The organism is Parabacteroides sp. MSK.9.14 (assembly GCF_019041495.1).
GTDB lineage: Bacteria > Bacteroidota > Bacteroidia > Bacteroidales > Tannerellaceae > Parabacteroides > Parabacteroides merdae.
Map to the genome: position 1 here is coordinate 25,645 of NZ_JAHPXO010000038.1, position 19,777 is coordinate 45,421.

The window sequence follows — 19,777 nt, forward strand, 5'->3', positions numbered from 1 at the left end:
ATTTTTATTGATTATTCTGGTTTATGACTCCCGTTCACCCAGTTTTGCATCCATAAAAAGGATAGCACAGTCTCCGGCTTTCCTCAGATGACTAACAATATTGAGTACATTCGCTTCATCTTCTACTTGCTCACGAACAAATTGCCACAAGAAGTCCTGAGTGGCATTGTCTTTCTCTTCGGATGCTACCTGTACCAACTCATCAATCAGTTTGGAAACATGTTTTTCATGCTCCAAAGCATGCTCGAATACTTCAACAGGGTTACCCCAACCTTGTGGAACCACATCGACCTTGTCTACTTTCGGGGTTGCCTCACGCTTAATCATGTACCCGGCAATGGCATATGCATGCCCGGTCTCTTCTGCAGACTGTTTCTGCATCCAGCGAGCCATTCCGGAAAAGCCCTCTCTTTCCAGATAAAAAGACATTGATAAATACAGGTTGGCAGACCATAATTCTGCTGTGATTTGCTCATTCAGAGCATTTTGCAATTTTTCAGTCATGATGAATCAAACTTTTAATGTTAATAATAAATCCAAATTATCTCTCTTCTTTAAGAACAAGCATGGGCTTGTTTCAAGATTTCAATTAATACCGGACGTATCCCGCTGATAAAACATTCCACGGCGATCACCATTAGAATAAGTCCCATCAGTCTCATCATCACATTGTTTCCCGTCTCTCCCAAGATTTTTAAAAGCTGGGTGGACGCGCACAGAATAAAGAAGGAAAGAATGCAGACCAAAGCGATTACGCCAAGCAATACTATTTTGAAAGTATATTCCGAAGCATCTTCCATCAATGTTATTCCACTGGAAATCGCTCCCGGACCGCATAACATCGGAATGGCAAGAGGTGTGATGGTTATATCTTTGGAATATTCTTTTCGTTCAGTTTCATTCAGTTTCACATGGGTAAAATGTGCCTGCAACATATCATATCCGATTTTAAAGATGATGATACCTCCCACAATCCGGAATCCGTTTGTTGAGATGCCGAAAAAATGAAACAGAAACCTGCCCGATAATGTAAAAAGGACTAATATGATAAATGCAATGGTACATGCTTTCAAGGCGATATATCTGCGTTCTTTCGTATCCATTCCATCAGTCATTTGCAGGAATACCGGCATCACTCCAAGAGGGTCCATCAAGGTGAATAGCGAAGTGAAACACAATGTTAAATATACAAATATATCCATGATGACATATAGTTTATTATCGATTATTATATCGCAAAAAACATACCAGATAGCATTCTGCAATATTAAATTTTGCATAACATCAATCTTAAATCCATACCGTCAAAAATAAGGTAGTTTCCGTTCGTTTTCCTTGGCGAGGATACGTAACAATTCCATAAATGCCGTACTTACATATATACGGTCTGCATACAGCCCGCTGATGAAAGAATGGAAGGACATGCTTACATTCCAGCATAATATGAGAAATGTGTTTACCTGACGTGATATGTACTGCTCATGTTCAAGCAATTCATTCAAGGCATTCAATGGCGTTGTCCATTCATGTGTATCCCGTTTCATTTCATTGATTACAACACATCCTCCATCATGGCATATCCGATTCATCATCTGATAAACCTTGTTCATATTGTCCTGTGCTTGGGAGTTCAGCCAGGAGCTAAGTATTGGAAGCCGTTCATCTTCAAAATAAACCTGCAATGACAGGTATAAACCGGTTGACCATATTTCTGTATTGATCAACTCATTCATGGCGTTTTCTATTCGTTTATCCATTATCACTCTGAATATTGAAAATCCATTACTAATATCATGTGTTATTCTCAGTATATAAAAATTCCATTCGATTGTGGGTAACCCATAAAACGGAATTCTTAAACGAGGCTTAAATAATAGGATAACTTATCGGCGTAGACAAATTGTCATAAAAAATAGCACTATGATGTCTTTTTGTCTTGCCTCCCTTGCAGAATATCCAATAAGACATCCAGTTCTCTTTCTATTCCTTCAATCTTATCGGAAATACAGTCCAAAGTATTATGGTGCAGACTAGCTTTACACTCCTGCAACTCTCTTGACAGAGAAAGTATCTGTAACCAAAGTTCTTCCTCTATGTGATAGGGGGAGTTACTATTATCTAGTACCATAGCAGGAGAAGGCAGAAAAGTGCTTTGGCATGTAATTTGTATGATAATGAACGGTATGTTCCGAAAGAGACAGGAATGGAAATGAAAGGATAGAATATTCCACAAAAGACAGTAACAAACAAAGGGGGAAAGTCGTTGGAGACAGTTGTCTCGCTTTTAAAACAAGTTGCTTTCATAATGTTTATTATAAGCCAACCCTGTTCCCTGGAGTTGTGTTTATATAAAGTTAAGCGTGGGAACTTTGGTATTACCGTTCAGAAGTATCCCCATACTCAACAACATATAATACACAAAGCCCCACGCCTATATATAACAAAAATCCATATAGATAGAACGTGGAGCGTCCAATGTATTATCCAATTGTTGTTTCGAAATTGGGGATTTCCTGAACTTGGATAATGCCTTAACGCTTTACTATAAATCTTCTATTTTCAAAAGACTAATACAAATGTAATAAAAGAAATGAATTCTTTGAAAGGAAATATCTCTTTTTTTTAAGGGGTGGCTTAATTTTTCTTTATTTAAAGTCTTAGAATTACTGCCCACCAAAGCCCGTCACGAATGTTTTGAAATCCTCAAGCTGTACATTAAGCTCTATATAGTATAGCAGAATAGCAGAAAAACAGACCATGATACCGCAGGTATATAGGTCATAACCCACTCTTCCGTAAGTATCTTATCTATTTGACAATAATAAAAATGTAAAGGAGGATAATGACATGGACAATATTCGTATCCCAATACATATAGGTTAACATATAAGGGAGAATGGTCACGGAGTCCACAAACCATAGAATGAAAAAATATATTTCCATCGTGTACGGTTTATGTCTCTATCCGGATATTTGACCGGTGCCGCAAATGCGCAATGCATACTCCACAAAAAAACACCAGGGAGGAAAAATAAGTCATACTGAATAACGCCTGTCTGTAATGGGCCATGGATACAAATGAACTACAGATAATAGCTGCAATAGATATAACGATACAAGCACAAAATAATGTACGAACGTGTCCATCAGTTGCATTTGGATGAAACAGTACCACTTTATGCAATGTTTGGTTAGATTGAGTCTGAACATAGGACCTTAAAAATTAGACGGATATAAATTTACTAAAAATCTGTGGAAAAGAGGAATAGAAAGGCGGAAATGTTTTTAAAACGGCTATGAATAAAGCGTTTGTGAGGACAAATGAGGACAAAGGCATAAAACGAGGTAACGCAAAAAAAAGTAAATTTATGAAGTAGAAAGGTTGCTAAATCATTACCCCGTGAAAGGTGGTTTTTGATACTCCGTGCTGAATTTTTCTCCGTATGGCTTCGGTTGGTTTACAAGGCATAACTCATTGATACTTAATTTTAAACTTAAAAAACGAGTATGGCAAGAAGTACATTCAAAGTGCTGTTCTACGTGAACGGCAACAAGGAGAAAAACGATATTGTCCGCATCATAGGACGGGTAACGATTAACGGGATTGTGACGCAGTTCAGCTATAAGTAGAGTATCCCGAAAACGCTTTGGGACGTGAAAGGGAACAGGGCGAAAGGCAAGAGTGCGGAAGTACGTGATATCAACCTTGCCCTTGACAACATCAAGGCTCAAATCATCAAGCACTACCTGCGTATATTCGACCGTGAAGCGTTCGTGACGGCTGAAATGGTGAGCAATGCTTATCAGGGTATCGGCAGTGAGTATGAGACACTGCTCAAAGCGTCCGGACGTGAGAACGAAGTATTCAAGAAGCGTGTCGGAAAAGACAGGGTAATGGCAACCACCGTTCACGGGTGGTGGCAAGAAACCATGTGGCAGCGTTCATCAAGTCTTTTTACAGACGGACGGATATGTTCATGCTGGAGATTAAGCCCGACTTCATCAAGGGGTTTGCAGCCTACCTATCAACGAAAGCGGGACTTCACAACGGGACGATATGGGAAAAATGCATGTGGCTGAAAGGCGTTGTCATGTGTGTGCACTTTAACGGACTAATACCGAAAAAAACGTTTGCCCAATTCCACATCAGCCCTAATGTGACGGAACGTGAGTTCCTGACGGAAGATGAACTGAAAACGTTGATGACGCACGAGTTGGGGATGTCCAACTGTTCTATATTCGTGACATTTTTGTTTTCGCCAGCTTCACTGCCCTCTCTTTCGTGGACATCAAGGAACTAACCAATAGCAACATCGTAGAAGTGAATGGTGAGAAGTGGATATTGTCCAAACGGTACAAGACAAAAGTGCCGTTCCAAGTGAAACTGTTGGATACTCCTTTGCAGATTATCGAGCGTTACCGACCCTGTCAGGAAGACAATCTCATATTCCCTAATCTCAACTACTGGTCTATCTGCAAATCTCTGAAAAAGGGGATGAAAGAGTGCGGATAACAAAGGATATTTCATTTCAGTATTAAAACTATTAAACGGGCGTAATTTAATTCGACAGAAAATCCGGCTTCTGACAGCCATTTTTTCACTTCATTCCGAGAGTTTGCAGTTTGACTGCCATAAACAGCAATATTTCAGCATGGGGACATAGTTTGCGGATATTATCCACACTTTGTGCTGTTCCGCTTCCTCCATGTGTACAGAATGGGAGTATCTTTTTCCCGGACAAATCATAACCGGACAGGAAACTTTTTACAGGAGAAGACAGAAGACCACCCCAAATAGGACTACCGATAATCAATGTATCATAATCATCCATATTCTCTACTTTTGTACGCAGAGCTGGAAGAATATGATTGTCTCTTTCATTTTTGAAACGGTCAACCACTTCATTATATTCATCAGAATAGGGTTCTTCCGGTTCAATCTCCACCATGTCGCATCCAATAAGTTCATGGATAATGTTGGCTACAGTTTGCGTATGTCCGCTCCATGAGAAATAGACTATCAATGTTTTCCCCGGCTCTGAGTGAGGCAACGAATCTATCTTATCTTCAACAGCCGGAGTGTTGCTGCACGAAAGGAAGGTTAAGAGCAGCATTGCCAATAAGCACTTCAGTTTCATAACTATTTTTATTTAGGTTTTGGGGTTATCCTCTGTTAATTTCTATCTGTCCAGCTGTTTCTCATACAGCCACTTCGACAGCAGGTCAGCTACTTCCACATTGTTCAAATCCGACATCGGGAAGTGCGTATTCCCATGCAGACCGACATCGGGCAGATGAATGACCGTCACGTCACCGCCCAGCTTATTGAGCATTTCGGCCCACTTGCGCATGAGATGCAGACGGCGTGTCCATTCGTAAAGTTCCGGATGTTCGTCTGTTTCGGGCAGGTTATCCCCATAGTAAATGATGATGGGAATTTCCATGTATCTCTTGAAAACTGCCATAGGGACTTCTATTCCTTCTGTTTTTTTAGACCGTGTCAAGACTTTGCCTTCTTCGGGAACTTGACCGGTTGGGAAGGGTACACTTCCACCGGGTTCGTATGCTACAATGGCTTTGATGTTCTTCGTTTTGAGCAAAGTAAACCAACCCACCGGACCGCCTTGTGAATGAGTGACAAATATGGCCGGACCGATTTTGTCAAAAAGAGCAGCATAGGCATCGGAATAGACATCGAAGTCCAAAGGTCCGATGGTCGGCGTCATCTGCCGGAAGTACTGGTTTAAGGCTTCCCGGTCGCGACTGAACTGTACACCCTCGAAATAATCAGGATAGATTCCCACACGGAAACGGTTGAACCATTCTTCTTCATCGAATACCGGTTCCAGTGTGACAGCTTCCGTACTCCGTCCGGCATTTCCCCGGCGAGGCTGGTCGACAAGATAGGTGGAGAAACCTTTGCGAAGAAATATATTCTGAAACCCTTCGCGTCCGTCAGGAGTGGTCTCCCATGTTTTGGAAAACTGGCCGACACCATGTGCAAAAACAAGCGGATATTTCCGTGCATCAACCGGTTTCTGATAAAATACATAAGCATGGTCGCCGTGGTATTTGTGTCCCAATGAATCGGTCAGTACGGTGCCACCTACGGCAAAACTGCCTTGTTCCTCTATTTGCAGAATATTCCCTTTGTAACAATTACAGCCCGACAGTAAAGCGATGAACGTCATGTAAAATATCTGTTTCTTCATACACGGATTATTTTGGGATTTTAGACTCCTGCAAGGCATCGTAGCGGCTACCCACCACAGGAATGGCAGCTACGGCTGTTTCCAGTTCTTCTATCTCTTCTGCCGTGAAACGGATGTCGCAGGCACGAAGGTTCTCTTCCAGATGAGAGAGTTTGGTGGTGCCCGGAATAGGCACGATAAAAGGCTTCTTGTTCATCAGCCAGGCCAAAGCTATCTGTGCCGGGGTAATGCCTCTTGTACGGCCGAAAGCGTTAAGAACTTCCACAATACGATAGTTGGCGCGTATGGCTTCGGGCTGGAAGCGTGGCAAGGTCTGCCGGTTGTCGTTGGTAACATCAAACTTGGTATATTCATTGATCATACCGCCCAAAAAACCACGGTTCAGCGGACTGTATGGAACGAAACCGATGCCCAAATCCTCGCACAGCTCCAACACTCCGTTCGTCTCTACCATGCGGTGCATCAAGTGATATTCGCTTTGGATTGCCGTAACCGGACATATCTTGTGCGCACAGCGGATGGTATCAACGTTTACTTCACACATGCCCCAATGCAGGATTTTACCTTCCTTGATGAGTTTGCTGCATGTTTCAGCCACCGCTTCAATCGGTGTGTTCGGGTCTATGCGGTGCTGGTAGAACATGCCCAATGTTTCAACTCCGAGATTGCGCAACGAGTTTTCACAAACCCGGCGGATGTTGGCCGGAGTGCTGTCCTCTTCGGTTTTAATCTGCACACCGTTTACAAACTTATGTCCGAACTTCGATGACACAAATACCCGGTCGGTATATCCTTTCAAGGCTTCGCCGACCAATTTTTCATTGATGTGGTAGCCGTAGCTTTCGGCTGTATCGAAAAGGGTCACCCCACGTTCAACAGCTTCATGCACCAGGGCGATTTCTTTTTCCCTGCTCGGGTACTGGCTGCGGTTATGGTTCAAGCCCATACAGCCATATCCCATTGCAGAAACAGTGAATGCCGTATTTCCGTGTCCCAATGTTCGCCGAGTGCGCACCGCCGCCATGCCTGCAGGGATGTTGTTTGCAACTTGTTGTTTCCCCATCCATACCCGTTCTGCTGCCGTTACCTTGTTCAAGGTAGGCCCGACACACATGGCAGCTCCTGTCAATGCCGCCATTTTAAGGAATCTCCGGCGGCTCATATCCTTGTCTTTATCCATATTTGATAGTCTTTAAATTATTTCTGTTGCAAAGTTAACGTGACAGAATTGATAAACTTTTTTTGATATATATCATCTAAGCTGAATGATGTATTATCCTGTATTCCAAGCGATATTTATAGGCAACTATCTTTCAAAATCGTATATATTCAGTCCTAAATCCGGATTATATGTGCGACTTATCCGCTCGCTATAATCTTCCACCACGAACTCCCCTGCACCATTCTGTATTGCGGAAAGTAGATGTCCGGCTAAAGCGGAATAGTCGCTCCTGCCGACGGTTATATGCAAATGAAGATATACCTGCTCATTCATAGATGATATATTCCCTGTAAGGTTGGATATTTCCATTTGCTCCCGGAATGTCTTATCATCATATGCTTTTGTCTTGGGATTGAAGAAACGGAGGGTCAGCTCTCCGATAGCACCAATCCCGTTGATAGAACCCGACAGAATTCCTTTCTCCTTGCAGAAAGCATTCAGGGCTTTCACAATTTCAGTATGATTGTTAATGCTGACAATATACTTGTTGCCAATTTTCTTGTACGAATACATATTCTTTTCGTTTTGTGCGTTTGCCGGAGCAATCAGTACCCCGACAAACAGCAAGATAAACAATAATTTCTTTATAAAATGCCCCATCAGTACACTTATGACTGTCTCTGTTTTGATTAATCTTACCATAATAGATAAAATTATCCCACATCAGTGCTTTCCACTTTTGTTTTTAATCTGCACACCGTTTACGAACGTTACCTTGTTCAAAGTTGGCTCTTCCTTCTTATTTTCCATATTCTTCCATTATATCACGCGGAATTTCCCATAAAACACTGTTTTCTACAGCATCCATCATAAGATGTGTTGGCTCTCGGTTAAAATAGCTGTCAATACACCAGACAACATCTTTTTCACATGCTAAATGTTCTATCACATCCTTATCATGCTTTAGGTAGTGCTGTCTAATAAATCCCTTTTCTATATAAAATAGGCAATTACAGATATCACCTTCATTTAGAATTATATCACCTTTTTGATATTTCTTAGGCTGAATAATATCTGCAAAAAGGCGAATATTCTCCAACTTAAGTTTGCGATTAGGGCATGTTTCAGCTATAATCTGTTTTGCAATGTCAAATTGAATACTCATAGGCTAAAGTTATTTATATCCAACATTTTGTTTCAATTTTGGGTTCAAGTCTATACTTTTTTGTGGAATAGGAAAAACTGTGGTATACCCATTTTTCTCATCAGCCAGTTGGACTCGCTGATCGTATGATTTGTGATAAACTCCAAAACGCACCATATCTTGTCGTCGCCAGCCTTCCCATACTAACTCCAACAAACGCTCTTTCAATATGTTCTCAAGCGTAGCTTCTCGATATGGCATACCAACACGACCTCGGACTTCGTTCAACTCCAACGAGCCATCCTCACCATTACGTACCTTTGCCTCGGACTTCATCAGGAGAGCATCGGCATAGCGGAATAGCACGATGTCGTTATCCGGTTGTCTACCGTCGGAATGTGAGGTCCTATCAACCTCATATTTTGCCATACGAGCACCAGCTGTCTTGACATAGGAGCTTCCCGTAAGATTCAACTTTAGCTCCAATGGGAAATACTCCAACTGCTGTCCATTGTCCATCATTACAGGCTTTCCATCAACCTCTACGATGCCGGCATAGAAGTTCTTTTCAAAGCGAGCATCTACATCATCTGTGCCGTATCCGTTGGCTAAGACTGTTGAGATATTGGCACTGGTACCATTTTCCGATGAGCCACCCAACGCACCGCCATGGTTGTAGTGTCGTGATCGGAAGAGATACCAGAACTGCGCAGCATAGAGGTTCTTATCCAACGGAATGGTGAATATGTTTTCGTTGGAGTTCTCGTTATGCACAGAGAAATTATAGCTATAATCGTCCTCCAACCGATAACCTACCTCGGCAAGTTTATTGCAATATTTGATACAGGTCTGCCAAGCGTTGAGTTTCTCACCATCGACGGTGAAAAATATCTCTTTACCGTTCCGTGGAACGCCATCAGTCCAATTATCATCACAATATATCTCGGCATTAAGAGCCAACTTAGCCAAAAGGAAATTAGCTACAGGTGTTGTTATACGACCATAGTAGTTACCCATCTTATTACTACGCTCATTTGGCAACAACTCGGCAACCTCCTGCAACTCATTCACGATAAAACGGAAAACCTCGCTACGCTCGCTCTGCACAACTTCATCCTGCGGTTGTTCATAGGATGTTACGATGGGCACTCTGCCATACATATCCATAATGTAGTAGTAGAAAAGTGCTCTCAGAGCTCGCACCTCAGCTTCGTAGGCCACTCTCTGCTCCTCAGATAGGTTATGGCTATACTTATCGATGATATGCAGAGATTTGTTCGATAACACAACAACCTTGTAGAGGTATTTCCAAGTATTGTAGAGTGGTAAATCATTAGGACTCCACTTATGCTGATACATATTCGTCCACAAACCTCCATCGTACCAGTCGCCACCACGAATAGGTATCATGGCTTCGTCTGTAGTAAGTGTGTTATAGTCATAAATCCCACGACAGGTCCCCTGTAAACCCTCACTGTCTGCACTGCCACCAATGTAATTGTAGAGCACAGCCACTGCATTAATATATATGTTGTTGGCATTGTTGTAAATGTCTTCTTCATAAAGTTGATCTCTAGGGTCTTCAGTAAGACAAGAGGTCATCATCGTTGCCAAAGCAACCATCAATATGTTTATATATCTTTTCATAACTGTAAGCGGTTAGAATTGAATACTAAGACCTAACGAATAGGTACGATATAAAGGATAGGTGCGTTTGTCGTCAATGCCCAAAGTGTTGCTTACTACATAACTGTTTATCATTGGAGTAAGACCGCTATAGCCTGTGATTGTTGCAAGGTTTTGCTAATGCCTGCCGAAAGACGCAATGACTTCACAGCCTTGGATTTCATTGGAATATTGTAGCCTATGGTAATATGTTCAATATTTACATAGTCACCTTTTTCCAACCAATAGTCTGAAACATTCTGATCAATAATATTTTTTTCAGGAGCACCCTTCAATACATTGTAGTCAGGGAATATAGACATATTGGTATAAGCCAAGCCCGTGCCATTGAATATCTTATGACCGAAAGCACCATTTATCTGCATGGCAATATCAAAGGACTTGTAACGGAAACTGATGTTTGATCCAATAGTTACCTTGGGGGTTGCCTGACCTGCTATATACCTGTCTCCGCCATCGCTAAAATCAATCTCGCCATCATCATTCAAATCTTCAATATCGTAACTGTAGCCACCAAGTTCATTTTCTTTAAGCCCTTTGCAGTGAGGTAGATAGAATACCCCCAATGGCTGACCTACAATCTGATATACTACATTATTGTCTCCACCGTTCTGACCTGCACCATAAAGCGAGCCAATCGGAGTAATATCTGAAGCTGTCATATGCATACCATTATACTCTCCACTAAGCGAAAGTAACTTATTCTTCTGGTAGGACATATTGAAGTTGATATTCATCTCCATATCCTTTCGTTGAATGGGAACTACCGAGATTCCTAGTTCGACACCCTGGTTAGACATCGAGCCGATATTTGCCATCAGTTTATCGAACGCAAAGGTCGGAACGGGAACATCATACTCATAGAGCATATCCGTTGTCTTTGAGTAATATAATTCCGAGGTAAGCATCAACCGATTATCCCATATACCTAAGTCAAAACCGATATTAAATGTTGAACGAGTCTCCCACTTAAGGTCCGGATTCGTGTTGCGTATACTTCCCATTGTTACGGTAGGTGCACCGTTGATGGATACGATACCATTCTCCTTTACGGTATTAAGTGTTGTATAGGATGTTATACCTCCAAGATTTCCTGACCGACCATATCCGGTTCTTAGTTTCAACATTGTTATAAAGTCAGTATCAGAGAGGAAGCCTTCTTTTTTTACATCCCAACCCAGTGATACTGATGGGAAGAATCCGAAAGTATTGTTATCGCTTACCATTGAAGAGCCATCTCCACGGAGTGCTGCCGCAATAGAATATCTATCCTTGTAACTATATGTGACACTACCCATTATTGAAGCAAGTGACGGGTCTTCATAGCTACTGCTCGTACCACCGAAAGGACGCGATGATGTTGCTCCGATGTTATTATAGGAGAAATCATTTGTTGTTATTCCTTTTGCCTGCACCCATAAACCAGTCCTTACCTGTTTAAGATATTCTGCGCCAACAACAGCATCAAGGTGTGAGTCTCCCCAAGCATTGTTATATGAGAGGGACACATTTGTAAAGTAGTCTTCACCCTTGAACTCTCCACGATAAACATTGCCTTGCGCCCACACCCATGTAGGACAAAATTGAGCATTTCCCGTAGATGAATATGAATAAGAGCCGAAAGCCGACAATATCAAATTGTCAAGGATATTAAATTTCAGCCCCAAATGTGTATTGAAATTCCGTTCTTCGGAGTCATTTTTCTCATAGAGGAGTGCTCCGGGGTGGTTGATGTGTGATGCAGCCGAGTTCTTCACCCAGTTGCCATTAACATCAGTTCCTGCTGGATATGTAGGATTCTGTGCAGCTGCCGAGTAAAACAGTATTCGTGTATCGAAAATGTCGTGTATCTTTGACGAGTAGCCATATACACCAAAATCGCCAACTAAGCGACCATCGAAAGCCTTTTGTGTAGCATCAAGTTTTACCACTAAATTTCGGTAATCGTTAACTTTGACAATTGTATTATGATCCATAAAACCGAACGATGCTCGATAGTTTGAGTTTTCCGAACCACCGCTAAAAGCCAAGTGATGCTGATGTATCAAGCCCGTACGAGTAATTACATCGTGAAAATTGGTGTTGTAGCCACCATTATTGTAATCTAATCCAAGTGCCTCTGCTGTAGCTATATACTCCGGGCCGTTGAGCATTTGCAGATGTTTATACATTGACTCGAATCCGTAGTTGCCATCATATGATATTTCGAAACCTCGCCCCGTTCCTTTCTTGGTCTTAATCTCAATTACACCTGAAGCACCACGGGAACCGTACATTGCCGTTTCGGTAGCATTCTTCAAAATAGTGAAACTCTCGATGTCTGCGGGATATATGGTAGATAGCGTAGCGATGTCAGATGTCACTCCGTCAATAATTACTAACGGGTCATTGCCACCCATAATGGATGTGGTACCACGCACACGGATACTATTCAGCATAGCGAGCCTGTCAGTCCCATTAGTGGTGACGTTCACACCGGCAGACTGACCACTCAATACATCCAAAGCATTATTCAATGGTCCCTTCTTGATATTCTCGGGCCTGATATGCTCTAATGATTTAGTCGCCGAAATGGTATCTTGTTTCTCTCTGATATTCTGTACTTGTGCATCAATTTTTTGAGCACTACAGATGAAGAACATTATGACAAGACAAAGACTGACTCTTCCCATCTTGATTCGTTAAATCTCTGTAGATTCCCCAGACCAGACAGTTAATAAATCTTATACGCAATGTATTATAAAGAGGGGGATTGGGAATCTGTACTATTTCCCTGCCTGTCCGTCCGCTTAGCCATTGTATATTTTTTTTTGTTATTTCATATCAGTGATGCTGATAATCCAAACAAGAACAGAGTAAACATCTACCTCTTTTATACATAAATCCTTTCCAAGGACTTTATAAGCGCAACCATTAACTACATTACATTACAAATGTAACAATAATTTGTCATTTGAAGAAATTTAGAAAAAAGAAAAAGTCATTATGCGTGATATTTTTTATTTAATTACGACATTTATCAAATACAAAAAATCATAGAAGGACAAAAATCTTTAAATGATTTGATTATAAACAAACTTTAAATAGTTAAATTGCAATAATACTATACCATGGTTGTTCTTTACCTTAATGTAATACTACTGTTATATATCTGGTCATTTATCTCCTTTTGTCGGATGCAAAGGTTGCCAAACCTCTTTTAGAAAACGAAAAGTTCAAGCGGTAAACCATTTGGAGCAGTTTCGTCCTCCGTTGGAGAGTAAACAGCTCCAAAACCTTTTCTTATTCATCGGCTTGGCTGAAAACTGCATCCGGCAACGGAGATAAACGACTGACGAAATAATAGCATAAAACAGCATAGCCCCCCCTTAATAAGGCAATTTTATCAATGCTGTTTTCATTCTTTTCAGAGGACTATTATTTTCGACAGAGAGAAATTTGGCAAGCGGCAGATTTCACTCCCTCAAAAATAATAGATTTGAATTGCTGTCCTCTTGCCTTTATTGGAAATTGTAGTACCTTTGTAGTGGCTTGTGCGAACGAGCCAAGCAATGTGGAAAGATGGGAACATCGAACCATCAATAAAGTACCGAAAAGAGGGAAAATACCCTCTACCACCGCTCTTTGAGTGTTAAGAAATAATAAAAAGGTTAAATCTTCACCTTTTAGAATGTACCCCTAAAGGTTATGCCCATATTTCTGACTTATAACTCACAAAATATTGAGTAATAACTGGTTGCAAATACTATAATCTTTAAATTGTTTCTGTTGCAAAGTTACCCTCCTGCGTATTCGCTTTGCTGTATCATAATCACGGATAGCATTACCATTTTCATCTGAATTACCGCAAAGCATACCAGAAGAATTCCGAAATTTTTTCGAACGGTATCTTATCCATCCGGTCATACAAGTCTACATGATTGGCTCCGGGAACGATATACAGTTCTTTCGGTTCGCTGGCTTCTTGATAGGCATCCTCACTGAAATAGCGCGAATGTGCATGCTCGCCTGCAATGAATAGCACGGGGCGTGGTGAAATCTCTTTAATCATGGCAAACGGATAGAAGTTCATCAATGCCGCCTGACTGGTAAAGCGTATACCTTGATAGCGCGGATGATAGCCACGCAAGGGGTTGCGATAGTAATCGAAAAACTCCTTCTGCACGGCATTGGCATTTCCCAGCAGTTTCTCCGGTGTGCCAAAGCGGATACGTGCTTCTCCCGTTTCTGCTTCCTTCCAACGTTGTTCGGCAACTTCATCCAACAGTTTGCGTCTTTGTTCATCCGTCATCGAATCCCCCAAACCGTTACGGGTGGCACGCCCCATATCATACATGCTCACGGTTGCCAATGCCTTGATGCGGGGGTCGAGAGAAGCCGCACAGACAGAGAACCCGCCGCTTCCGCAGATGCCAATCACACCGATACGGTTGCGGTCAATAAACGGTTGTAGTCCGAGCCAGTCTACAGAAGCACTGAAGTCTTCCACCAATGCGTCGGGCGATACCGTGTGACGCGGTTCTCCTCCACTTTCGCCTTGATAGGAAGCATCAAAAGCCAGAGTCACGTAGCCTCGCCGTGCCATTTCCTGTGCATAGAGTCCGCTACACTGTTCTTTCACAGCCCCGAACGGGTGTCCGATGATGAGGGCTGCATAGTGTTGCGCTTCATTGAAATCCTTCGGGAGGTACATTTCGGCGCAAAGCATGATATCATACCTGTTTTTATAAAAGACCTTACGGACAGTAATTGTCGGATCTGTTTGAAAAGTCTTTGCCGGTTCATCGGATTCAGAAAGCACCATTCCGTTCCGACAGCGTGCCGCCATGATAAGTACTTCGTCTATCTGAGCCTGTGTCACGCCGTTGTGCTTGGCATGGGCAATGTGAGTATTCAACTCATTCTTCACGCCGTCCAACACCGACAAGGCAGCCACAGTAGACAGTTCACGGGTACGCCAGTCGAGATTGTCACGGCTGAATATGTCACCGAACAGATGAGCTTTCAGAAATTGGTCCAATGCCGGAGCAAATGTCAGCACTTCTCCTAGTGCCGGACGACCGAACAGTTTCAGCTGGTTTTGTCCACCGACAACAAACATATCCGAACTCTTTACCGGAGAAGGCTCCCGTCCGGCTTCATCCTTTATGCCTTGTGCTGCACGCTCTTTGGTGAGATTCATCAGCGTAACCAATGCACCCATGCTGCGTGGAAAGCCGCAATAGGCATAGAGCTGGGTAAGTACTTCTTTTTCTTCGCTCACGGTCAGCCCACAGTCAAGTCCTCTGGCAAGGATCACTTTGAGGCTGTCCTGATTGCCACGTGCGGCATACATACTGATGGCGGCAATACTTTGTTCTTTCTTGCTTAACATATTGTTCTTGTTTTGTGCCTGCGTATAAACGATACAGCATATCAGGCAGGCGATGGTTGTAATTAACTTGTTCATATTGCTTTCTGTTTAGTGATGAATTTATAAGAACTTGACAAACGCCGGTCTTTCCAGTCGGATATTTTTTCCCGTATTCTTCAGTAACCCCGTATTTCGGTTTCTTTCGAATATCTGTATGCAGTTGGCATCCCTGCAAACCACTGCCAAATAGCAACCATCCGGAGAGATGGCAAAACTTCGCGGATAAAGACCTGTTGGCTGAAATCCTATTTGAACCAATGTTCCTTTTTGGGAATCAATGGAATAAACAATTATGCCATCTTCTTTCAAGTGCTTGGAAGCATAGAGGAATTTGCCATCGGATGAAACATGGATATCTGCATTTCCCTCTGCAACGAAAGGGTCGCAGACAATTGTTTGTAAACGTTCCAACTTGCCTTCATTATAGGAGAATACAGTTATTTTACCCGAGAGTTCACTGATGAGATAAGCAAATCTGCCATTCGGGTGAAAACATATATGTCGAGGTCCTGAGCCGGAATCCATCTGTATGCGGACTACTCTTGATTCATCCAACAGAGAATGAGCCTTACCTGCTTCCGGTCGTTTGCCTATCGGAAACAGATAGATACAATCTGTTCCCAAATCGGTAGCAAGAAGGAATTTGCCATCAGGTGTAAAGGTCACGCAATGCAGATGCGATTGTTCCTGCCTTTTTTTATTCGGCCCATTTCCAGCAAAACGAATTATTTTTGTATCACGTTGCAACTTTCCTTTCTTATCCTGTGAGAATACCGTGATGCTGCCACCCTTATAATTTGCTGTCAGAACAAAGTATTCCTTTGGACTGAGAGTAATATAAATAGGAAGTTCACCGTCTGTAGATTGCGAGTTAAGCAGAGACAGCAGACCACTTTCCTTATCAAAAAGCAAAGCATTGGCAGTCGAACTTTTCCCTTCATCATCGCCTATGGCATAAATTCGATTACCAGTGCTATCAGATGTAAGGAAAGCAGGATTTGAAATCCCTCTCAGCCCACACGGATAGTCGACATCGGCAGTTTGTCCGTCAAACCGGTACATTCTGACACCTTCTTCGTCTGACTTCATATAACATCCTACCAACAGAAATTTTGCATAAGTTCCCTTATCCGGGACATCTTCGGTTGACCGCGCTTGAATCGTAGTGAAGCTAAGCCATAAGATTAACATGACAAATAAAGCTTTTGGTTTCATCTTATTTACCTTTTTGGTTTCACTTGCAAAATTACAGCATTCACATACTGAAGATTAGACCTCAATCACTGATAAAATTACCACTTTCATCGGGCTTGGACCGGGTTAAATGTTATCTGTGAAAATGGTAAGACAGTCTGTGATTAGGGTTATATGTTCGTTGATTGAATGAACTAACTTTGTCGTCATGGAATAAAATAAATAAGGGATAGAAAAGAAACAGCTGTTCCTCAGACAGCAATGTCAATATAAATACTTATTTTTGTAAAAAACAAAAGGATGGTTATGGGAGATATAACAAGAATAGATACAGTTCAGCAGTACTGCGACCTTTTCGAAGTCGAAGCTCTGCACCCGTTGGTCAGCGTTGTGAATTGTTACGAGGTGCAGCCCATCAGACACTCAAAGAAACTGTACAACATTTATGCTGTGTTGCTGAAAGATACTGACTGCGGTACGATGAATTATGGACGGAGCCTCTATGACTATGAAAAAGGCTCCATGCTGTTTATCGCTCCGGGGCAGGTAATGGGTTCTGACGATGATGGCAGTCTGCACCAGCCGGCCGGATGGGCCCTGATGTTCCATCCCGAACTATTGCGCGGTACTTCCCTTGCACATATAATAAAAGAGTATTCTTATTTCTCATATAATGCCAACGAAGCACTGCACCTGTCAGAACAGGAGCGCAAAGTAGTCATTGAATGTATAAACAATGTAGCAGAAGAATTGAGGCATCCTATTGACAAGCACAGCCGTTCTTTGATTATTGATACCATGAAGCTTCTCTTTGACCGCTGCATCCGCTTTTATGACCGCCAGTTCATTACAAGGGAAAATGCCAACAACGATTTGTTGGCGCGTTTTGAATTGTTGCTCAATAATTACTATCATTCTGCCTTGCCAACGAGTAAAGGTATTCCGACGGTACAGTATTGCGCTGACCAACTGTGTCTTTCCACCAATTATTTCAGTGACCTGGTAAAAAAGGAAACCGGTATGTCAGCAATCAAGCATATCCAGCAAAAAATTATGGATATAGCCAAAGAGCGCATCATGAACACGCAAAAAAGTATCAGTCAAATCTCAGATGAAATGGGTTTCCAATACCCGCAACATTTCACACGTTGGTTCAAGAAGATGGAAGGTTGCACACCGAACGAATATCGCAATGAAATTATAAAACAAGCGATAAACTAACTGGTCTTATCATCATTTATTCGTAGAGTCTCTTACAAATAATACTCTGGATATAACCAACAAAGCAATTAATGAACAACTTTGAAATCTTGAACCGATAAACAAAAAAGTTTGATGATCTCCTGCATACACTTTTCCCATCGGATGAACAGCTGTTGTCCGGTCTTTTTCCTGCGGTAAGTCAGGATTCCGTTCGCAATGTCTCCCTTTTTCAGATAAGCCATGTCCACAAAGGACATCCCCCGTGTGTAAAAGCAGAGCAGGAACATGTCACGTGCGAAATCAAGGTGGGGTTTCAGGGACAAGTCCAGTCTTTTGATACGCCTGATATCATTTAAATGAATGGCCCGTTTCAAGGTCTTTTCCACACCTGTATAAACAGACTTGAACAGGTTCCGCTGTCCGGTCAGTCCGTTCTCCACCGCACGGTTGTAGACCGCTTTCAGAATGCGCATGTAGAACGAGATTGTATTGGGTGAGTTCCCCCTGTTTTTCAGATAAGCCTCGTATTCCATGAGCAAGTCAGAGCTAAGTTCGCCAAACAGTATATCGCTACCTTTCATAAAACTGCTGAAACTTTTGAGCGCGGCTGTATAGGTTTCAGAGGTCCGTATCTTTCCCAAACGTTTCAGCCTTACTATCTGTTGCCGGATATAGTCGTTAAACGAAGGTTCTTGTCCGCTGTCATGGAAACGTATGACGATATCATCCGCTGTAAACGGACCGGATTGGCTTAATGTCCTGATAGCCTTTTCCAGTCGGATTTTGTCCCGTCTTATCCGTTCCCCTACCGATAGAAGATAATTGTCCCGTTCCATCCCTGCAGGATGTTGACAGGGAATGACCGCTTCGGAACGTTGGTCCCATTCCGAAGCGAAAAGTTTGTATCCGGTACTGATCTGCCTGACCACACGGTTATGAATCACCTGATAATACAGTGCGCCCTCCCTGCCTTCCGCGGACGAGGACCTGAATTTGGTTCTGATTGTTGCCATAGTGCAGTCATTTTGAATTGGGATTGTCCAGTTGCTTCCTGATTTCCTGTGCCTCCCTGAACAGCCGGTGCGCCAGACTGTCCTTGTAGGCTGCCATTTCATGGTTACGGATGCGGTTCCTGACCGAGTCCTCAAAAGCGGTCACCAGCCTTTCCACACGCCGGATCTTTTCCTCGTCCCGCTTGATGGTGAAATGCTTCTCAAGGAAGGCGATGTCGGGATCATCCCCCGGCAGGCAGATCCTGATGGCTCGGTATTTCAAATCGGCATCTTTCAAAAGCCGGTTCGTGCGGTACTGGTTGCAGTTGGTCCAGACGGAAATGATCAGTGCCAGGATCAGTGCTGAAGCTGTCGTTACCACTGCCTTGGATGCGCTTTCCAGACGGTAGGTCACCAGTCTGCGCTCCGGTTCCTTTTTCAGCAGGACCATTCTCTCATCCAGCCGTCTCACTGTCTCCTTTACAGCTTGGCAGTCTTGACTCAGGCAGTATCTAATCTTTTCCATCTCCCCGGCAAACGTTTCGGCAGACAACGGCCAGCCTTCCGACAACCGGACGGTATGGTTACGTACCGCTGCTATTTCCAAGCCGTTTTTCTCCACCGCGGATTGCAGGCGTTCCAGACGGATTTTCAGTTCCGCAATCCCTTCCGGGGAACTGGTCCGGTTTCCAACTGCGGGGCTTGTGCCTTCCACGGGCAGCGTCTCCACTTTCTTCTCGATCCTTTCAAGGCATCCGTAGATGCCTTCCA

At 42.8% G+C, this 19,777-nt stretch carries 15 protein-coding genes and 2 pseudogenes; 2 read left to right on the forward strand and 15 right to left on the reverse strand.

Annotation, left to right across the window (positions count from 1 at the left end; all coding sequences use genetic code 11):
• Nucleotides 1-21 precede the first annotated feature (21 nt).
• The 4 genes from KTG12_RS17405 to KTG12_RS22335 all read right to left on the reverse strand — a co-directional run bounded on the left by KTG12_RS17405 (nucleotide 22) and on the right by KTG12_RS22335 (nucleotide 2,128).
• Nucleotides 22-504, reverse strand: a complete 483-nt coding sequence (locus KTG12_RS17405) for a ferritin (RefSeq protein ID WP_004295284.1) — start codon at nucleotides 502-504, stop codon at nucleotides 22-24.
• Between the two features lie 50 nt (nucleotides 505-554).
• Nucleotides 555-1,202 (reverse strand): MarC family protein, encoded by a 648-nt coding sequence (locus KTG12_RS17410; RefSeq protein ID WP_005650034.1) that lies wholly within the window; start codon nucleotides 1,200-1,202, stop codon nucleotides 555-557.
• Nucleotides 1,203-1,304: 102 nt separating this feature from the next.
• Nucleotides 1,305-1,757 carry a ferritin-like domain-containing protein gene (locus KTG12_RS17415; RefSeq protein ID WP_005641945.1) on the reverse strand — a complete coding sequence of 151 codons (453 nt, stop codon included), beginning with the start codon at nucleotides 1,755-1,757 and terminating at the stop codon, nucleotides 1,305-1,307.
• 161 nt (nucleotides 1,758-1,918) lie between these two features.
• Complete coding sequence (locus tag KTG12_RS22335) at nucleotides 1,919-2,128, reverse strand: hypothetical protein (RefSeq protein ID WP_004295287.1); 210 nt, start codon at nucleotides 2,126-2,128, stop codon at nucleotides 1,919-1,921.
• A gap of 1,379 nt (nucleotides 2,129-3,507) precedes the next feature.
• Between KTG12_RS22335 and KTG12_RS17420 the strand changes: the two are divergent.
• Nucleotides 3,508-4,530 (forward strand): annotated as a pseudogene (locus KTG12_RS17420) (site-specific integrase); the annotation flags it as partial.
• Nucleotides 4,531-4,598: 68 nt separating this feature from the next.
• Here KTG12_RS17420 and KTG12_RS17425 read toward each other — a convergent pair.
• From KTG12_RS17425 to KTG12_RS17465, 9 genes and pseudogenes are all read right to left on the reverse strand, one after another.
• Entirely contained in the window at nucleotides 4,599-5,138 is a 540-nt protein-coding gene (locus KTG12_RS17425) for a flavodoxin (RefSeq protein WP_004295290.1), read from the reverse strand.
• A 42-nt stretch (nucleotides 5,139-5,180) separates the two neighbouring features.
• On the reverse strand, nucleotides 5,181-6,212 hold the full coding sequence (locus tag KTG12_RS17430; protein WP_005641952.1) for an alpha/beta fold hydrolase: 1,032 nt from the start codon (nucleotides 6,210-6,212) through the stop codon (nucleotides 5,181-5,183).
• A gap of 7 nt (nucleotides 6,213-6,219) precedes the next feature.
• Nucleotides 6,220-7,392, reverse strand: a complete 1,173-nt coding sequence (locus tag KTG12_RS17435) for an aldo/keto reductase (protein ID WP_216945492.1) — start codon at nucleotides 7,390-7,392, stop codon at nucleotides 6,220-6,222.
• A gap of 126 nt (nucleotides 7,393-7,518) precedes the next feature.
• Nucleotides 7,519-8,076: a PPC domain-containing DNA-binding protein gene (locus tag KTG12_RS17440; protein WP_005641953.1), complete on the reverse strand. Its 558-nt coding sequence runs from the start codon at nucleotides 8,074-8,076 to the stop codon at nucleotides 7,519-7,521.
• A 97-nt stretch (nucleotides 8,077-8,173) separates the two neighbouring features.
• A complete protein-coding gene (locus KTG12_RS17445; RefSeq protein WP_016270714.1) occupies nucleotides 8,174-8,539 on the reverse strand; it encodes a Crp/Fnr family transcriptional regulator in 366 nt (121 codons plus the stop codon).
• A gap of 9 nt (nucleotides 8,540-8,548) precedes the next feature.
• Complete coding sequence (locus KTG12_RS17450; protein ID WP_005641955.1) at nucleotides 8,549-10,165, reverse strand: RagB/SusD family nutrient uptake outer membrane protein; 1,617 nt, start codon at nucleotides 10,163-10,165, stop codon at nucleotides 8,549-8,551.
• 12 nt (nucleotides 10,166-10,177) lie between these two features.
• A pseudogene (locus KTG12_RS17455) lies at nucleotides 10,178-12,876 on the reverse strand (SusC/RagA family TonB-linked outer membrane protein).
• Between the two features lie 1,169 nt (nucleotides 12,877-14,045).
• Nucleotides 14,046-15,653 (reverse strand): carboxymuconolactone decarboxylase family protein, encoded by a 1,608-nt coding sequence (locus KTG12_RS17460; protein WP_008765338.1) that lies wholly within the window; start codon nucleotides 15,651-15,653, stop codon nucleotides 14,046-14,048.
• 24 nt (nucleotides 15,654-15,677) lie between these two features.
• Nucleotides 15,678-16,832 (reverse strand): lactonase family protein, encoded by a 1,155-nt coding sequence (locus KTG12_RS17465; RefSeq protein ID WP_016270711.1) that lies wholly within the window; start codon nucleotides 16,830-16,832, stop codon nucleotides 15,678-15,680.
• Nucleotides 16,833-17,111: 279 nt separating this feature from the next.
• Between KTG12_RS17465 and KTG12_RS17470 the strand changes: the two genes are divergently transcribed.
• Nucleotides 17,112-18,032, forward strand: coding sequence for an AraC family transcriptional regulator (locus KTG12_RS17470; RefSeq protein ID WP_128576956.1), 921 nt, complete (start codon nucleotides 17,112-17,114; stop codon nucleotides 18,030-18,032).
• Between the two features lie 68 nt (nucleotides 18,033-18,100).
• On the opposite strand, the gene KTG12_RS17475 is transcribed toward KTG12_RS17470, so the two are convergent.
• Together KTG12_RS17475 and KTG12_RS17480 are read right to left on the reverse strand one after the other, a co-directional pair.
• Complete coding sequence (locus KTG12_RS17475) at nucleotides 18,101-19,027, reverse strand: site-specific integrase (RefSeq protein ID WP_155144183.1); 927 nt, start codon at nucleotides 19,025-19,027, stop codon at nucleotides 18,101-18,103.
• A gap of 7 nt (nucleotides 19,028-19,034) precedes the next feature.
• On the reverse strand, nucleotides 19,035-19,777 hold a 743-nt coding region (locus KTG12_RS17480), incomplete at its 5' end, for a hypothetical protein (protein WP_254189046.1).